We start from the raw sequence: 17578 nt of genomic DNA, 5'->3' as shown, positions 1-17578 counted from the left end.
CGGCAATCCCGATTCAATCCCGATTGCCCGCACCGGGGCTTTTTTGTTAGATAAGCGGATGTCCGCTTCCTCGCGCCCGCCCGTGGCCCCCACGCCACCCTCGCCCTCGACGCCTTCGTCTGCGTTCCCGCATCGCATCGAGCCGCCACCGGTGCCGGCGGGGCTCGCGCGCGCCCATGCGCGCTACTGGCGCTTCAATCTGATCCTGATCGCGGTGCTGATGACGATCGGCTTCGGCGTGTCGTTTGTCGTGCCGTTTTTCGCGCCGGCGCTGGCCGGGCTGCGCTTCGCGGGCTTCAGCCTGCCGTTCTATCTCGGCGCGCAGGGCGCGATCCTGATCTATCTGCTGCTGATCGCCGTCTACGTGCTGCTGATGCAGCGCGCCGACCGCACGCTGCGGCGCGACTACGCGGCGTTCGACGCCGGGCAGGGTGGCGAGCCCGAATCGGCGGAGCCGGGCGTCACACGCCGCATGCACGACAAGCACATCGACACGACGGGCCGCTCATGCTGACCCACCGCCTGATCCGCGCCTACGCGCTCTATACCGTCGGCTTTCTCGCGTTCGTGCTGCTGCTCTGGCGCATCGAGCGCTCGACCGGGCCGGGCGTCTGGATCGGCTACGTGTTCCTGTTCGTGCCGATCGCCGTGTATGCCGTGATCGGCCTGCTCTCGCGCACCTCGGATCTGGTCGAGTACTACGTGGCCGGGCGGCGCGTGCCATCGGCGTTCAACGGCATGGCGACCGCGGCCGACTGGTTGTCCGCCGCGTCGTTCATCGGGCTGGCCGGCTCGCTCTACGCCACCGGCTACGATGCGCTCGCCTACCTGATGGGCTGGACCGGCGGCTTCTGCCTGGTGGCGTTCCTGCTCGCGCCTTACGTGCGCAAGCTGGCGCGCTACACCATCCCCGATTTCCTCGGCACCCGCTATTCGAGCACGCTGGTGCGTGCGCTGGCGGCCGGCGCGGCGATCCTCTGCTCGTTCGTCTATCTGGTCGCGCAGATCCAGGGGATCGGGCTGATCGCCACGCGTTTCATCGGCGTCGATTTCGCGATCGGGATCTTCTGCGGGCTGGCCGGCATTCTGGTCTGCTCGTTTCTGGGCGGCATGCGCGCCGTGACCTGGACCCAGGTGGCGCAGTACGTGATCCTGATCGCCGCGTTTCTGATTCCGGTGTCGCTGATCGCGATGAAAAACGGCCTCGGGCCGTTGCCGCAGGCGAACTACGGCAAGCTCATGACGAAGGTGGAGGCGCTGGAGGCCGAGGTGCGCGATTCGGCCGACGAGCGTGCCGTGCGCGAGGCGTTCCGTCAGCGCGCGGCCGTTTTGCAGGGCCGGCTCGACCGGCTGCCGGCCTCGTACGGCGAGGCGCGTACGCAGTTGGTCGACGAACTGGCGGCGCTGCGCCGGCGCAACGGGCCGCTCAGGGAGATCAACCAGCGCGAGCGCGAGCTGGCCGAATTCCCGCGCGATCCGGCCGCGGCGCGCGTGGTGTGGGAGCAGGCCCGCGACGAGCTGCTGGCGCGCGCGGCCGTGCCGCTGCCGATGCACGTGCCGTTCCCGTCGGCCACCGACGACGAGCAGCGCCCGCGCAAGCGCAACTTCCTCGCGCTGCTGCTGTGCCTGTCGCTCGGCACGGCGAGCCTGCCGCACATCCTGACGCGCTACAACACCACCACCTCGGTGGCCTCGGCGCGGCGCTCGGTCGGCTGGACGCTGTTCTTCATCGCGCTGTTCTACTTGACCGTGCCGGTGCTCGCGGTGCTGATCAAGTTCGAGATCCTCGCGCACCTGGTCGGGCAGCCGTTCGCCGAGATGCCGTCCTGGGTCACGCAATGGCAGCATTTCGAGCCGGACCTGATCGGCGTGGTGGACGTGATCCGCGATGGCATCGTGCACTGGTCCGACATTCAGATGCAGCCCGACATCGTGGTGCTGGCCGCGCCCGAGATTTCGGGCTTGCCTTACGTGATGTCGGGGCTGATGGCCGCGGGCGCGCTGGCCGCGGCGCTGTCGACCGCCGACGGCCTGCTGCTGACGATCGCCAACACGCTGTCGCACGACGTCTACTACCACATGGTCATGCCCGACGCGTCGGCGCAGCGGCGCGTGACGATTTCCAAGGTGCTGCTGCTCGGCGTTGCGTTGTTCGCGTCCTACGTGGCTTCGCTCAATACCGGCAAGATCCTGTTTCTGGTGGGCGCCGCGTTTTCGCTGGCCGCGTCGAGTTTCTTTCCGGTCCTGGTGCTTGCCGTGTTCTGGAAACGCACCACCACGCGCGGCGCGGTAGCCGGCATGGTGACCGGATTGGGCGTATGCATCTGGTACATCCTGTCGACCTATCCGTTCTTCACGCAATTGACCGGGTTTGCTGGGCCGACCTGGTTCGGCATCGAACCGATCAGTTCCGGTGTGTTCGGCGTGCCGGCCGGGTTTGCCGCCGCGATTGGCGTGAGCTTGCTGGACAAACGGCCGGATGCTTATACCGAGGCGTTGGTGGATTACATTCGGCATCCTTGAGGCGGTGCGCGGCTGCGCTGAAGGCGGGCAAGTGGTGCGGATTTCGCTCGGCCGCCTGAAACGCGGCGAGCCGGCATGGATGACGCAAGCCGATCTCGACGCGTGAGGGGCCATTCCGTTGATGGCGTCGTGCGCGTTATGTCTTTCCGTCATTGCTGCGCTTGAGCGAGCAGCCGCACGCGTTGACATGGGGGAGCGCGTATTCGATGCGCCGTCGTTGCCGATCATGCCGTGATGCCCCCACGATTCATGCGCTGCGGCCAGCGTGGTATTGTGGCCGGCCGCCGGATGTCGTCATCGATTCCGCGTGACGTGTGAGCGCCCGCGTTGGCCGAGAGAGCGGCCGGCGTGCGGTGGAAACTGAAAATCATGGGAGAAAACGCGTGAAAAACGTGATTCGCGTCGGCGATCCGACGAGCCACGGCGGCGTGGTCGAAACCGGCGATTCGAGCCTTTTGGTCGAAGGCAAACCGGTCGCGCGGGTGGGCGACGTATGCATTTGCCCGATCGCCGGCCATCAGGGCTGCGTGATCGTCGAGGGCAACGAGAATTTCACGGTCGGCGGCCGCGCGGTGGCGTTCGACGGACACAAGACGAGCTGCGGCGCCACGCTGCAGTCGACGCTGACGACGTTCGGCAACGCTTAGGATTCGTTCGGCTGGCCTGTCGGATCGAACGACAGGCCAGCCACGTATTGCGCCGCCGCTGGGGTCGTACGTGGCGCGCTGGCTTTCCACTTCTCGCATGCCGCCGAGTGCGGGCATCGCGGCAGCGCCATTCGATATCGACGACGATTCGCTCGCTCGGGGTCAGCGCTCGCGTCGGCGTGTCCGGAAGAACGACCACATCAAGGCACTCGCATCCGGCCCGCGCGCGGAGTTGAACGGCAAGCGCTCGTCGCCGCCGCTCCAGGCGTGGCCGAGGCCGCGCACCATGCATACCCGCACGATGGTGCGGCGGCTGCGGCGGTAATCCACCACCAGCCGGTCGCCGTGCTCGGCCAGCACGCGCGTGCCGTTCGTTTCGTCGCCGTTCGCGTCGAGCATCCCGTTGACCCGCAACCACTGACGTGCCGCCTGATCGGCGTTGACCTTCGCGACTACCCCATCGAGTTCGCCGTGCACGATCAGCACCGGCATGCCCGGATGACGCTCGACCGCCACCATGGCGTCGATCAGCGCGACCGGATCGTCGCGGCTGCCGCGTTGCATGACGTGCAGCGCGTTGATCGTCGAATGCGCGGCCCCGGCCACCGCGCCGGAATGCAGGCCGAGCGCGGCGAACAGCGACGGCTCGTGCAGCGCGAGTTGCGCGGCCAGCCCCGCGCCGGCCGACATGCCGGCCAGATAGATACGCGCCGGATCGAAGCCGTGCCGTTCGATCGTCGCGCGCACGAGGGAGCCGACCGCATCCGCGTCCGAGCCGGCCGCCGGCACGGGCGGATCGAACCAGTTCCAGCAGCGATGCGCATGCCGCCCGGTGGACTGTTCCGGCAGCAGGACGGAGAAGCCGTGCCGGTCGGCGAGGCGGTCGATCCGGGTGCCGAGCGCAAACGCTTCGGCGGTCTGCTTGCAGCCGTGCAGCATCACCACGAGCGGTCCGTCGTGCGCCGCGCCGGGTGGCTGGTAGAGCAGGTAGGTCAGGTGGTTGACGAGTTGGCCGGGCGCGGGCCGGGCCGAGTGGAACGAGCGGGTCCAGACGCCGCGCGCCGACAGCGTCGGGTGGGCGCGTGCGGCACGTTGCGTGCCCGCCGGCTTGGCGGATTTCGGCGCGGCCGGTTTCGCGTTCGGCGTGCTGGCTGCTCGCTTGAGCGGCGCGGGTGCGCGCTTCGCCGCCGATTTCGACGGCTTGGCGGCGGCGCGGCGCTTCGGCTTGTGCGTCGCCAGCGTGGAGAACGCACTGAGCAGCTTGAGCCAGGTGCTGGCGGATCGACGACGGGGCATGATCGGGCGGCGGGGCTCGTGAGGGGCATCGTCGGTGCCGAATCGGTTGACGAGCTACGACGATACACGAGGACGGGGGTGGGTATCGGGGGGACGGCCGGCGTCTCGTCACGTGCTGTGAGATACCGCGAGATATTCGACGTGGCGATCCATTCGCTGGATTGGTGCACTCGAATATCCGACTATCTGGCGATAGCCGATCGGCGATCGATAAAATAAAAAACCCCGCAAATCATCGATTTTGCGGGGTTTTTATATCAACAAATTCTGGCGGAGAGACGGGGATTCGAACCCCGGATAGGTATTAACCTATACACGCTTTCCAGGCGTGCGACTTAAACCGCTCATCCATCTCTCCAACAAGAGCGAGAGTATAGCAGACTCCTCAAGCGTCTTGCCACTCCCTCGCGGCGTTCGCCCACACGATCCGATACCGCTTCGTCTCGCCCCATCCCGCATCCCGACACGTTTCGCATTCCCGGCGAACGCTTCGCACCGAGCGGTTGCCACGTCGGCTCGGCCCCTACAGTGACGGCATCGCACACTTCATTGCAGCGCCATCCATCAAGGAGGATGTCCATGTCGTTGTCCGTCGATTCCGTCGGGTCGAACAGTCTCGATTCGCTGCAGGGTTCCGGCGCCGGAAACCCGCAGGCGCTTCAGGCCTTGGCCAAGATCGAGCAAATCATCCAGGGGCTGATCGCCGCCTTGCAGATGTTCTCGAAGCTCGGGGACAACAATTCGCCATCGGCAGGCGGCGGCGGTGGCGGCGGCGGGACAGGCGGCATGCCGTCGTTCCCGGGCAGCGGTAGCGCCGCGCCGCAGTCGCTGGCGGCTACGCCCGGTGCAGGCTCAGGCTCACCCGCCGCAGGCACCGGCGACGGCAGCGCCACGGCTGCCCCGTCCACGCCGAGCGCCGCGGCAACGTCGGCGCCCCCGGCTGCCTCGACCAACCCGGCCGCCAGCACCGCCGTGCAATCGACGCCCGCAGCATCGGGCGGCGATATGACGCCGCAGCAGGTCGCGAGCCAGTACAAGAACGAGATCGCCTCGGCCTCGCAGGCGACGGGCGTGCCGCCCGGCATCATCGCCGGCCAGATCTGGCAGGAGTCGAAGGGCATCGCCAACACGCCGGGTGGCGGCCTGATGCAGCTCGGCCCGAACGAATTCCAGAAGTACGGCGGCGGCGACATCTCGAACCCGGCCGACAATATCCGCGCCGGCGCCGCCTACATGAAGGATCTCTCGACGCAGTTCGGCGGCAACATGGGCGCGGCCCTGCGCGCCTACAACTCCGGCCCGAACGGGGTCGATCTCGCCAACCTCAATTCGACGCCGGCCGGCACCGGCGACCCGACCTACGTGCAGAAGGTCATGCAGGCCGCCCAGCAATCGGGCCTCGCCACGGCCTGATCCGCCTCGACGCGTTGCACCCCGTCACCCGCGCGTTCGCTTTGAGCGGCCGCGCGGGTGTTGTCATTGGGACGGCCGATTTTCTGGTCAACGTAACCGGCATCTCGCACAAAAATGAGGTATTTGGTGATATTGTTTCGATAATATATGCCTATTCGTCTCATTCGATGCGGCGAAAAAGGCAACCTTATCCACCTTGACCGGACCTCCCCGATGGATCTGCTGAGTCGCCTGCTGGACCTGATGCCCGTCAGCGGGCAACTCGACGCGCGCTGTCATCTCGGTGCGCCGTGGCGCATCGAAGGCGCGCAGGGCACCGCGCGCGAAATCCACTATCACGTGCTGTTGAGCGGCGAGGCGCTGTTCGAGGATGGCGCCGGCCCGCCGCTGACGATGCGGCCCGGCGATATCCTGATGCTGCCGTCGGGGGCGGAGCACGTGCTGCACGACGGCAGCGGCGCGCGGTCGATCCCATCGACGAAACAGTTCGTCGCCGGTTTCGAGCTGGTGTCGAACCAGGGCGGCGGCGCGCCGGCCGACGTGCTTTGCGGCCGCTTCCTGCTGCCCGCCATGCCGCGCCAGTTGATCCGCGATCATCTGCCGGGCCGCTTGCTGATCCGCACGGCGAACGGGTCGAACGAGGCGGGCGACGCGCCGGCGGGCAACCGGCTGACGCGGCTCGTCGAGCTGATGCGCGAGGAGGCGAACGAACTCGGCCCGGGCAGCATGGCGCTCGTCAATCACCTGTCGGGCGCGCTGTTCGCGCTGGCGATGCGTTTTGCAAGCGAATCGGGCGAGCCGCCGCGCGGGTTGCTGGCGCTGGCCGCGCGCCCGCGCCTGCAGCCGGCGCTGTCGGCGATGTTCGACGCGCCCGAGCATCCGTGGTCGCTGCCGGAGCTGGCGGCGCTCTGCCATATGTCGCGTGCCACCTTCGCGCGTCATTTCGACGAGGCGATCGGCCGTTCGGCCAGCGACCTGCTGACCGAGATCCGCATGACGATGGCGGGACGCCTGCTGGCCGAGGGCGGCATGGCTGTGGCGGAGATCGGCGAGCGCGTCGGTTATCAGTCGGACGCGGCGTTCCAGCGCGTCTTCAAGCGGCAAACCGGGCTGACCCCGGCGCAATGGCGTACGCAAAGCCGCGAACGCGAGCGCGAGCGCGGCGCACAGCCGGAAGGCGAGGTGGTTTGATTCGCGGTGAGTTCGCGGCCGGCTGGCCGGCCGCCGTCCGTTACGGCACACGGCACACGGCACACGGCACGGCGCCGGCCGCCGATCACATCAAGCCATAATCGCCGCCCGCAGCAGCGCCGGCACGCGCGCGAGCGGCGCGAGCAAGGCCGTGTCGTCGATGCCGTAGCCGTGTTCGAGCACGCGCGCGGCATCGAGATAATCGACCTCGATGCGCCCGTCCAGCGTCTGCCGCACCACCAGCTTCAACGGCAATTCGACGGCTGCGCGCGGCTCCCGCAGCATGACCGGCGTGCCGGCCTTCGGATTGCCGAACAGGATCAGCACGGTGGGCGGCATCGTCATGCCGGCATCCGCGGCGGCGGCCGCCTGATCGATCTCGGCGAAGATCCGCAGCCCGCGTTCGGCCAGCGCGTCGCGCAGGCGCGCGAGCGTGGCGTCGAAGCCGACGCCGCTCGGCCAGGTCGTCACCGCGTCGCGGCGTGATTCATTCAGTCGATCCAGCGAATCCATGCGCATCTCCCGATTGGTGCTGCGGTTTTCCGCGAGCTTGCGCGCAAACGGCCGCCGCGCCCAGCGCCGTTCGTCTCGCCGACATGCCCGAACGTCTCGTCGTCGCGCGTTCCTGTGCAGGAAATCGTCGCGATACGTGCGGTCCCATGTCACGCAGACTTTCTCCGAACGTTGTACGCTTACGGCTTCGCGCGGATTGGCGCTGCACTGTGCCGGTGCAAGCCGCCCGGTCACGCATCGATATATCGACGACATCGATATCCCGCCGCTTCATCCCGCAACGGCATGACACAGGTCCGGCCCGTCATGCCGTCACAGTGCGCTCCGGTTGGCAAGCCGCAACGGGCGCACGTCGCGCCGGCCGACGCGCCGGCGCACGCATGACGAATTGGCCGCTCCTTTTCTCGATCAGGTGGATACCCAGATGACGACTACGAATTACTCGGACACCCAACTTCTCATCAACGGCGAGTGGTGCGACGCCGTGAGCGGCAAGACCATCGACGTGGTCAACCCGGCGACGGGCAAGGTGATCGGCAAGGTGGCCCACGCCGGCATCGCCGATCTCGATCGCGCGCTCGACGCGGCCCAACGCGGCTTCGAGGCATGGCGCAAGGTGCCGGCGCACGAACGCGCCGGCGTGATGCGCAAGGCTGCCGCGCTGGTGCGCGAACGCGCCGACGCGATCGCGCAACTGATGACGCAGGAGCAGGGCAAGCCGCTCGCCGAAGCGAAGATCGAAGTGATGTCGGCCGCCGACATCATCGAATGGTTCGCCGACGAAGGCCGCCGCGTGTACGGCCGCATCGTGCCGCCGCGCAACCTGTCGGTTCAGCAGACGGTGGTCAAGGAGCCGATCGGCCCGGTCGCCGCGTTCACGCCGTGGAACTTCCCGGTCAACCAGGTGGTGCGCAAGCTGAGCGCGGCGCTGGCCACGGGTTGCTCGTTCCTCGTCAAGGCGCCGGAAGAAACCCCGGCCTCGCCCGCGCAACTGCTGCGCGCGTTCGTCGATGCGGGCGTGCCGGCCGGGGTGGTCGGCCTCGTTTATGGCGATCCGGCTGAGATCTCGAACTACCTGATCCCGCATCCGGTGATCCGCAAGGTCACGTTCACGGGCTCGACGCCGGTCGGCAAGCAACTGGCCTCGCTGGCCGGTCTGCACATGAAGCGCGCCACGATGGAGCTGGGCGGCCACGCACCGGTGATCGTCGCGGAAGACGCCGATGTCGAACTCGCGGTCCGGGCCGCGGGCGGCGCGAAGTTCCGCAACGCCGGCCAGGTCTGCATCTCGCCGACGCGTTTCCTGGTCCACAACAGCCTGCGCGACGCGTTTGCACAGGCGCTGGTCAAGCACGCCGAAGGCCTGAAGGTCGGCGACGGCCTGGCCGCCGGCACGCAACTCGGGCCGCTCGCCAACTCGCGCCGTCTGACGGCGATGGCGAAGGTGGTGGACGACGCGCGCAAGACGGGCGCGAAGATCGCCACGGGCGGCGAGCGCATCGGCAGCGAAGGCAACTTCTTCGCGCCGACCGTGCTGACCGACGTGCCGCTCGAATCGGACGTGTTCAACAACGAACCGTTCGGCCCGATCGCGGCGATTCGGGGTTTCGATTCGCTCGACGAAGCGATCACCGAAGCGAACCGCCTGCCGTACGGCCTGGCCGGTTACGCGTTCACGAGCGCGTTCAAGAACGTGCATCTGCTGACGCAGCGTCTCGAAGTCGGCATGCTCTGGATCAACCAGCCGGCCACGCCTTGGCCGGAAATGCCGTTCGGCGGCGTCAAGGATTCGGGCTACGGCTCGGAAGGCGGCCCGGAAGCGCTCGAGCCGTACCTCGCGACGAAGGCGGTGCAGGTCACGGCGGCCTGAATGCGGGCTTGACACGCTGCACCGACAACGCGCCCTGCGGGGCGCGTTTTTTTATGCCTGCGACGATGCGGTGCCTGGCTCAGGCAGAAGATGCGCAGCCCGTGTAAGGACGCCGCGTGCGGTCCGAAAATTGCTGCGCACGCAACGATGCGTCGCCGCGTGCAGGGGCAGTTCATCGATGCCCGCTTGCGCCGGCCCCTGCGTGGTTTAATGGCGCCGATCCGTTCGCGCGCCAGGCGGTAATCCCCACCGGCCGCCGCGATCCCCGCTCATCCTTTTCATGCCCGGAGCTTGCCCGTGTCTGCCGAATCCCCCGTTCAACCCGCGATCGTCTGGTTTCGCGACGACCTGCGCATCACCGACAACCCGGCGCTCGCGCGGGCGGCGGAATCGGGCCGGCCGTTCGTCTGCGTCTACGTGTTCGAGCGCGACGGCACCCGTCCGCTCGGCGGCGCGGCGCTCTGGTGGCTCGACGGCGCGCTGCGCGCGCTCGACGCTTCGCTGGCCGCGCACGGCGGCAGCCTGCTGGTGCTCGAAGGCAACGAGCGCGAGACGATCGCCGAACTGGTGAGCGCGCTCGATGCCGGTGCGATCTACTGGAACCGCCGCTACGACGGCCTGGCGCGCGAAACCGACGCCGCGCTCAAGCACGACCTGAAGGAAGCCGGCGTCGAGGTCGAGAGCTTCAACGGCGCGCTGCTGCGCGAGCCGTGGGAATTGCAGACCGGCAGCGGCAGCGCGTTCCAGGTGTTCACGGCGTACTGGCGTGCGGCGTTGCGCAGCGGCGATGTGCGCGCGCCGCTGCCGGAGCCGGCCGACTGGACGTTCCATGCGCTGCCGGCGGCCGTCGCACGCCGCGCCACGCGCATCGACGCGCTCGGCCTGCTGCCGACCCGGCCCGATTGGGCCGGCGGCCTGCGCGAGGCGTGGACGCCTTCCGAGGAGGCCGCGTTCGAACTGCTCGAACGTTTCCTCGACAAGCGGATTCGCGGCTACGGCGACCAGCGCGACCGCCCCGACCTGCCGGCCACGAGCCGGCTCGCGCCGTACCTGCGCTTCGGCCAGTTGTCGGCGCGGCAGGTCTGGCATGCGGCGATGACGGCGTCGCGCGAGGGCGGCGCGGCGGTGGGCGCCGATATCGAGAAATTCGTCAGCGAGCTGGGCTGGCGCGAATTCAACACCAGCCTGCTGTTCCACTTCCCCGAACTGCCGACCCGCAACTACCGCGACCGCTTCGACGCGATGCCGTGGCGCACCGACGACGCCGGCTTCGAGGCCTGGTGCCGCGGCCGCACCGGCTATCCGCTGGTGGACGCCGGCATGCGCGAGCTGTGGGCCACCGGCTTCATGCACAACCGCGTGCGGATGGTCACGGCCTCGTTCCTGATCAAGCATCTGCTGATCGACTGGCGCGCCGGCGAGCGCTGGTTCTGGGACACGCTGGTCGATGCCGACATCGCCAACAACTCCGCGAACTGGCAGTGGGTGGCCGGTTGCGGGGCCGATGCCGCGCCGTATTTCCGCATCTTCAATCCCGTCACGCAGGGCAAGAAATTCGATCCGGAAGGCGCTTACGTGCGCCGCTGGGTGCCCGAGCTGGCGGGCCTGCCGGCCGATGCGATTCACGAGCCGTGGCGGGCCAAGCCGATGGTGCTGGCTGCCGCCGGCGTGCGGCTCGGCGACACCTATCCGGAGCCGATCGTCGATCACGACATGGCGCGCAAGCGTGCGCTCGACGCGCTGGAGGCGACCAAGGGCTGACGCGCCGGCGGGGCTTGCGCGGCCGTGTCCGGGTTGAACCGGACAGTACACGCGCCGCGCCCCCCGGGCGGAACGCCTGTGGCACAGTGCCCCGACCTGTTTGCCGAGGAGACCGCGATGTCCGACGTTCCGCCGAGCCTGCCGCCCGAGCCGTTCACCGTGCAGGCCGCCGACGGCTTCCCATTGAAGGGCTTTGCCTGGCGGCATCGCGCGCCCGACGCCGAGCGCCCCGTGGTGATCGTGCAGTGCGCGACCGCCGTTCGCTGCCGCTATTACTTCCGCTTCGCCGCCTGGCTGTTCGCACAGGGCTGCGACGCGCTCGTCTACGACTATCGCGGCATCGGCGAATCGCGCCCGGCGTCGCTGCGGGCGCTGCGCGCCAACTGGCTCGACTGGGGCCGGCTCGACAGCGAGGCGGTGCTGCAATACGTCATGCGGCAGTTTCCGGGGCAGCCGATCGACATCGTGGCGCACAGCGTGGGCGGCTTCGCGTTCGGGCTGGCCGCCTCCAACGGCCGGGTGCGGCGCGCGGTGACGGTCGGCTCGCAAACGGCCCACTGGCGCGATTACGCGACCGGCATGCGGCTGCGCATGACGCTCAAATGGCACGTGGCGATGCCGTTGCTGGCCCACCTGTGCGGCTATCTGCCGGCGCGCCGGCTCGGCTGGATGGAGGACGTGCCCAAGGGCGTCGCGCTGTCGTGGAGCCGCAGCCGGCCGCGCTTCGAGGACACCTACGTGCGTGCGCCGATCGTCGAGACGCCGCAGGAGCGCGACGCGATGGTCGAGCGCTTCACGCGCTTGCGTGCGCCGCTGCTGGCGATCAGCGTGACCGACGATCCGTTCGGCACCGTCGCCGCGACCGAGCGCCTGCTCGGCTACTACGTCAACAGCCCGGTGACGCATCTGCGCATCGCGCCGAGCCGGATCGGCGTGGATGAAATCGGTCATTTCGCGTTTTTCCACAGCCGGTTCGAAGCGAGCCTGTGGCCCGTCGCGTTGCACTGGCTGCGTCACGCGGCGTTGCCGGCCGACGCGCCGGGCGAGGTGCTGCGCCAGCCCGCGCCGATGCCCGAGGCAGCGCTGCCGCCCGGTGCGATCCGGTAAGATCGGCGGCTCCTGTTCGCTGCCCCGTTTCGCGTCATGGCTTTCTCATCCGTTTCCGCTTCGTCTGCGTCCTCCGGCTTGCCGGCGCTGCCCGCGCCCGCCGCGGACGCGATCGCGCCGCACCGGCTCGTGCCGCTCGCGGTGCCACCCGCCGCCGCGCGGGCCGGGGTGGGGCTGCTGCGCGTCGATTTCGCGTTCGGCACGCCGCTCGACGCGCCGGCCCATGCCGCGCTCGACGCAGCCGAACGCGCGCGCGCCGCGCGTTTCCTGCGTGCCGACGACGCCACGCGCAGCGCGGCCACGCGTGCCGCCTTGCGCGCCGTGCTCGGCGTGACGCTCGGCGTGCCGGCCGCGTCGCTGCGTTTCGTGGCCGACGAGGCGGGGCGGCCCGCGCTCGCGGGCGCGGTCGAGGCGGGGGCCGACGGGGTGGCCGATTCCGCACAGCTCGATTTCAACGTCTCGCATTCGGGCGCGCATGCGCTGATCGCGTGGAGCACATCGACGCGGGTCGGCGTCGATATCGAAGCGCCGCAGGCGCGCGTCGAATGGGCCGCACTGGGCCGCATGGTGTTCGCGCCCGACGATGACGCCGCCGTCCACAGCCTGCCGCCCGACGCGCGACGCGACGCGTTCTTCCGCGTGTGGACCGCCAAGGAAGCGCTGCTCAAGGCGCTCGGCGTGGGCATCGCGGGCGGCCTGAGCGCGTTCTCGGTGCTCGATCCGGCCGCGCCCGGCATGCTTGCGCCGCGTGTGGTCGATCCGGCCGCGCCGGCCAGCGGCGTGGCCGCCTTTACCGCCGCGTGGATCGATGCCGCGCCGGGGCATCCGGCCTGTCTTGCGTGGCGGCCGGTGGCGGGGTAGAGCCGGCGCTTCGGCCTTTTCGTCCGCAACGCGGCTCGCCGGGCGCGTAGCCGCAACCTTCCGCATTGCCTCCGCTTCGTCGTTCTCACGCCGTGATTTTTTGCCACGGCGGCCCGATCGCGCGCGTCGTTTCCTGCCCGGCGCGTGCGGTTTCCAGCGGTCATCCCGATCCTGCCTCGGCCATTGTCCGGCAAGCCTGCCGGTCATTCGGACAGGCCCCCGCCAGCCCGTTTTCCGATCCATCCGACCCCGCCCAAACCCGCCCCAATCGCTAGGGAAATCCCTGAGCGCCGAATTTTGAAAACGAGTTGTCTATACAAGTGTGCGCGTCTACACTTCTCGGCACCTTACTTGTATAGACAGGACGCTCTCATGATCACGTTGACCCCCGGCCATCTGACGCTTGCCCAACTCCGCCGCATCGCCCGCGAGCCGGTCCGGATCGAACTCGATCCCGCCAGCTTCGCGGCGATCGACCGGGGCGCGCAGGCGGTGGCCGACATCGCGGCGAAGGGCGAGCCGGCCTATGGCATCAACACCGGCTTCGGCCGCCTGGCCAGCACCCATATCCCGCACGACCAGCTCGAACTGCTGCAGCGCAACCTCGTGCTGTCGCATGCCGTGGGCGTTGGCGAGCCGATGAAGCCGGCCGTGGTGCGGCTGCTGATCGCGCTGAAGCTGTCGAGCCTCGGTCGCGGCCATTCGGGCATCCGCCGCGAAGTGATGAACGCGCTCGTCACGCTGTTCAACGCCGACGTGCTGCCGCTGATCCCGGTCAAGGGCTCGGTCGGCGCCTCGGGCGATCTGGCGCCGCTCGCGCACATGTCGGCCACGCTGCTCGGCATCGGCGAGGTGTTCGTGCGCGGCGAGCGCGCCAGCGCGGCCGACGGCCTGCGCTCGGTCGGGCTCGCGCCGCTCACGCTGCAGGCGAAGGAAGGCCTCGCGCTGCTGAACGGCACGCAGGCGTCCACCGCGCTTGCGCTCGACAACCTGTTCGCGATCGAGGATCTGTACCGCAGCGCGCTGGTGTCGGGGGCGTTGTCGGTGGACGCGGCGGCCGGCTCGGTCAAGCCGTTCGACGCGCGCATCCACGAGCTGCGCGGCCATCGCGGCCAGATCGAGGCGGCCGCCGCCTATCGCGCGCTGCTCGACGGCTCGAAGATCAACGTCTCGCACCAGGATTGCGACAAGGTGCAGGACCCGTACAGCCTGCGCTGCCAGCCGCAGGTGATGGGCGCCTGTCTCGACCAGATGCGTCACGCCGCCGACGTGTTGCTGATCGAAGCCAACGCCGTGTCGGACAACCCGCTGATCTTTCCGGATACCGGCGAAGTGCTGTCGGGCGGCAATTTCCACGCCGAGCCGGTGGCGTTCGCGGCCGACAACCTCGCGCTGGCCGCCGCCGAAATCGGCGCGCTGGCCGAGCGCCGCATCGCGCTCTTGATCGACGCGACGCTGTCGGGCCTGCCGCCGTTCCTCGTCAAGGATGGCGGCGTGAATTCGGGCTTCATGATCGCCCACGTCACGGCGGCCGCGCTCGCATCGGAAAACAAGACGCTGGCGCACCCCGCGTCGGTCGATTCGCTGCCGACCTCGGCCAACCAGGAAGATCACGTGTCGATGGCCACGTTCGCCGCGCGCAAGCTCGGCGACATCGCCGAGAACGTCGCCGCGATCCTCGCCATCGAGCTGCTGGCCGCCGCGCAGGGCGTGGACCTGCGCGAGCCGTACGCCACCAGCCCGGCGCTGCAGGGTGCGATGCGCACGATCCGCGAGCAGGTTCCGCATTACGACCTCGACCGCTACTTCGCGCCCGACATCGCCTCGATCACGCAGCTCGTGCGCGGCGGCGCGTTCGCCAAGTTGAGCCCGCTGTCGTTCGCGTCCGAGCAATAAGTCGATGAGCACGCCGGCCTACCAGGAAATCAAGGACTTCATCCTCGCCCGGATTCACGCGGGCCAGTGGGGCGAGGGCGACCTGGTGCCGTCGGAGAACGAACTGGCGCGCGACTTCAAGGTGGCGCGCATGACCGTGAACCGCGCGCTGCGCGAGTTGACGGCCGAGCAGGTGCTCACGCGCGTGCAAGGCGCCGGCACGTTCGTGGCGCGGCCGAAATACGAATCGACGCTGGTGGCGATCCGCAGCATTTCCGACGAGATCGCCGCGCGCGGCCATCGCTATCAGGCGCGCGTGCTCGAACTGGTGACGATCGAGGCCGATGCGGCGCTGGCCGGCGAGATGCAGGTGGCGCCGGGCGCGTGCCTGTTCCGCTCGGCCGTGCTGCATGCCGAGAACGACGAGCCGGTGCAGTTCGAACAGCGCTGGGTCAATCCGGCCGTGGCCGGCGAGTACGCGCAGCAGGATTTCACGCGCGTCACGCCGAACCAGTACCTGATGCGCGTCGCGCCGTTGCAGCGTGTCGAATACCGGATCGAGGCGGCCGCGCCCGAGGCGGCGCTGCGCGAGCAACTGGCGATGGGCGAGGCCGAGCCGTGCCTCGTGCTGCATCGGCGGACCTGGTCGCAGGGCGTCGTCGCCTCCATCGCGAACTTGTGGCACCCGGGCAGCCGCTACCGCTTCACGGGGCATTTCTGAACACCTGAATCGAACCGGGCCGGCCGCCGCGTGCGGGCCGCGCCTTGCCAGCCTGACCGCACTATTTGGCACTATTTCGCACCATTCACTTTCGTTGGGAGCAGCCGTCATGAACCATCCGAAGCATATCGATCCGCGTCTCGATCCGACCCGCGTGATCCGCGCGCCGCGCGGCAGCGAGAAGACTTGCAAGACCTGGCTGGCCGAGGCGGCCTATCGCATGTTGCAGAACAATCTCGATCCCGAAGTGGCCGAGCATCCGCATGCGCTGGTGGTGTATGGCGGCATCGGCCGCGCCGCGCGCAACTGGGATTGCTTCGACCAGATCCTGGCCTCGCTCAAGGATCTGGAGGCCAACGAAACGCTGCTGATCCAATCGGGCAAGCCGGTGGGCGTGTTCCGCACCCACGCCGACGCGCCGCGCGTGCTGCTCGCCAACTCGAACCTCGTGCCGCACTGGGCCACCTGGGATCACTTCAACGAACTCGATCGCAAGGGCCTGATGATGTACGGCCAGATGACGGCCGGCAGCTGGATCTACATCGGCAGCCAGGGCATCGTTCAGGGCACCTACGAAACCTTCTTCTCGGTGGCGAACCAGCATTTCAACGGCGATCCGTCGGGCCGCTGGATTCTGACGGGCGGCCTCGGCGGCATGGGCGGCGCGCAGCCGCTGGCGGCCACCATGGCCGGCTTCTCGATGCTGGCCGTGGAATGCGACGAGTCGCGCATCGATTTCCGCCTGAAGACGCGCTACGTCGACAAGAAGGCCAGCACGCTCGACGAAGCGCTGGCCATGCTCGATGAGGCCAAGCGCGCCGGCAAGCCGGTGTCGATCGGCCTGCTCGGCAACGCGGCCGACGTGTTTGCCGAAGTGGTCGAACGCGGCATCGTGCCCGATTGCGTGACGGACCAAACCAGCGCGCACGATCCGATCAACGGCTACCTGCCGCAAGGCTGGGGCGTCGAACAATGGCGCGAGGCGCAGAAGGTCGATCCGCAAAGCATCGTGCTGCCGGCCAAGCAATCGATGGCCAAGCAGGTGCAGGCGATGCTCACGTTGCAGGCGCGCGGCGCGGCCACGCTCGATTACGGCAACAACATCCGCCAGATGGCGCTCGACATGGGCGTGAAGAACGCATTCGACTTCCCGGGCTTCGTGCCGGCCTATATCCGCCCGCTGTTCTGCGAAGGCAAGGGGCCGTTCCGCTGGGTCGCGCTGTCGGGCGATCCCGAGGACATCTACAAGACGGACGCGAAGGTCAAGGAACTGATCCCCGACGATCCGCATCTGCACAACTGGCTCGACATGGCGCGTGAGCGCATCGCGTTCCAGGGCCTGCCGGCGCGGATCTGCTGGGTGGGTGTGAAGGATCGTTACCGTCTCGGCCAGGCGTTCAACGAGATGGTGAAGAACGGCGAGCTGAAGGCGCCGATCGTGATCGGCCGCGACCATCTCGATACCGGTTCGGTGGCCAGCCCGAACCGCGAAACCGAAGCGATGAAGGACGGCTCGGATGCGGTCAGCGATTGGCCGCTGCTGAACGCGCTGCTCAACACGGCGGGCGGCGCATCGTGGGTGTCGCTGCATCACGGCGGCGGCGTGGGCATGGGCTTCTCGCAGCACTCGGGCGTGGTGATCGTGGCCGACGGCACCGATGCCGCGCACGAGCGCCTCGGCCGCGTGCTCTTCAACGATCCGGCCACGGGCGTGATGCGGCATGCCGACGCCGGCTACGAACTCGCGCGTGACACGGCGCGCGAGGCCGGGTTGAAGCTGCCGATGCTGGGCCGGTGAGC

General features: G+C 68.6%; 14 protein-coding genes and 1 tRNA gene. 12 read left to right on the top strand and 3 right to left on the bottom strand.

Annotation, left to right across the window (positions count from 1 at the left end):
- Window positions 1-58: 58 nt before the first annotated feature.
- The 3 genes from AB4850_RS27445 to AB4850_RS27435 all read left to right on the top strand — a co-directional run bounded on the left by AB4850_RS27445 (window position 59) and on the right by AB4850_RS27435 (window position 3170).
- Window positions 59-514, top strand: coding sequence for a DUF4212 domain-containing protein (locus AB4850_RS27445; RefSeq protein WP_414442592.1), 456 nt, complete (start codon window positions 59-61; stop codon window positions 512-514).
- Window positions 508-2523, top strand: a complete 2016-nt coding sequence (locus AB4850_RS27440) for a VC_2705 family sodium/solute symporter (RefSeq protein WP_414442591.1) — start codon at window positions 508-510, stop codon at window positions 2521-2523. The genes AB4850_RS27445 and AB4850_RS27440 overlap by 7 nt, the downstream gene beginning before the upstream one ends.
- Window positions 2524-2906: 383 nt before the next feature.
- Window positions 2907-3170: a PAAR domain-containing protein gene (locus AB4850_RS27435; protein ID WP_414442590.1), complete on the top strand. Its 264-nt coding sequence runs from the start codon at window positions 2907-2909 to the stop codon at window positions 3168-3170.
- 162 nt (window positions 3171-3332) lie between these two features.
- Here the strand turns inward: AB4850_RS27435 and AB4850_RS27430 are convergent, their stop codons facing one another.
- Both AB4850_RS27430 and AB4850_RS27425 read right to left on the bottom strand, forming a co-directional pair.
- The gene (locus tag AB4850_RS27430; RefSeq protein ID WP_414442589.1) at window positions 3333-4466 is read right to left on the bottom strand and encodes a PHB depolymerase family esterase; all 1134 of its coding nucleotides are present in this window, start codon (window positions 4464-4466) and stop codon (window positions 3333-3335) included.
- A 268-nt stretch (window positions 4467-4734) separates the two neighbouring features.
- Window positions 4735-4824, bottom strand: a tRNA-Ser gene (locus tag AB4850_RS27425).
- Between the two features lie 221 nt (window positions 4825-5045).
- On the opposite strand from AB4850_RS27425, the gene AB4850_RS27420 reads away from it, so the two are divergent.
- Together AB4850_RS27420 and AB4850_RS27415 are read left to right on the top strand one after the other, a co-directional pair.
- Entirely contained in the window at window positions 5046-5879 is an 834-nt protein-coding gene (locus AB4850_RS27420; RefSeq protein WP_414442588.1) for a lytic transglycosylase domain-containing protein, read from the top strand.
- A gap of 213 nt (window positions 5880-6092) precedes the next feature.
- On the top strand, window positions 6093-7070 hold the full coding sequence (locus AB4850_RS27415; protein ID WP_414442587.1) for a cupin domain-containing protein: 978 nt from the start codon (window positions 6093-6095) through the stop codon (window positions 7068-7070).
- A gap of 90 nt (window positions 7071-7160) precedes the next feature.
- Here AB4850_RS27415 and AB4850_RS27410 read toward each other — a convergent pair whose 3' ends face one another.
- The gene (locus AB4850_RS27410) at window positions 7161-7583 is read right to left on the bottom strand and encodes a DUF302 domain-containing protein (RefSeq protein WP_414442586.1); all 423 of its coding nucleotides are present in this window, start codon (window positions 7581-7583) and stop codon (window positions 7161-7163) included.
- 424 nt (window positions 7584-8007) lie between these two features.
- Here AB4850_RS27410 and AB4850_RS27405 point away from each other — a divergent pair, with 424 nt between their 5' ends.
- The 7 genes from AB4850_RS27405 to hutU all read left to right on the top strand — a co-directional run bounded on the left by AB4850_RS27405 (window position 8008) and on the right by hutU (window position 17576).
- Window positions 8008-9453, top strand: a complete 1446-nt coding sequence (locus AB4850_RS27405; protein WP_414442585.1) for an NAD-dependent succinate-semialdehyde dehydrogenase — start codon at window positions 8008-8010, stop codon at window positions 9451-9453.
- Between the two features lie 297 nt (window positions 9454-9750).
- Complete coding sequence (locus tag AB4850_RS27400; RefSeq protein ID WP_414442584.1) at window positions 9751-11214, top strand: cryptochrome/photolyase family protein; 1464 nt, start codon at window positions 9751-9753, stop codon at window positions 11212-11214.
- Between the two features lie 117 nt (window positions 11215-11331).
- A complete protein-coding gene (locus tag AB4850_RS27395; RefSeq protein ID WP_414442583.1) occupies window positions 11332-12321 on the top strand; it encodes an alpha/beta fold hydrolase in 990 nt (329 codons plus the stop codon).
- 36 nt (window positions 12322-12357) lie between these two features.
- Window positions 12358-13182 carry a 4'-phosphopantetheinyl transferase family protein gene (locus AB4850_RS27390; protein ID WP_414442582.1) on the top strand — a complete coding sequence of 275 codons (825 nt, stop codon included), beginning with the start codon at window positions 12358-12360 and terminating at the stop codon, window positions 13180-13182.
- A gap of 372 nt (window positions 13183-13554) precedes the next feature.
- Window positions 13555-15078: a histidine ammonia-lyase gene (gene hutH, locus AB4850_RS27385; RefSeq protein WP_414442581.1), complete on the top strand. Its 1524-nt coding sequence runs from the start codon at window positions 13555-13557 to the stop codon at window positions 15076-15078.
- A 4-nt stretch (window positions 15079-15082) separates the two neighbouring features.
- Window positions 15083-15778, top strand: a complete 696-nt coding sequence (gene hutC, locus AB4850_RS27380) for a histidine utilization repressor (RefSeq protein WP_414442580.1) — start codon at window positions 15083-15085, stop codon at window positions 15776-15778.
- 109 nt (window positions 15779-15887) lie between these two features.
- Window positions 15888-17576 (top strand): urocanate hydratase, encoded by a 1689-nt coding sequence (hutU, locus tag AB4850_RS27375; protein ID WP_414442579.1) that lies wholly within the window; start codon window positions 15888-15890, stop codon window positions 17574-17576.
- Window positions 17577-17578 lie beyond the last annotated feature (2 nt).

The sequence above is a fragment of the Burkholderia sp. 22PA0106 genome (genome assembly GCF_047497155.1).
Classification (GTDB): Bacteria; Pseudomonadota; Gammaproteobacteria; order Burkholderiales; family Burkholderiaceae; genus Burkholderia.
The sequence above is the reverse complement of the archived record's forward strand: the minus strand, read 5'-3'. Positions and strand labels throughout refer to the sequence as shown.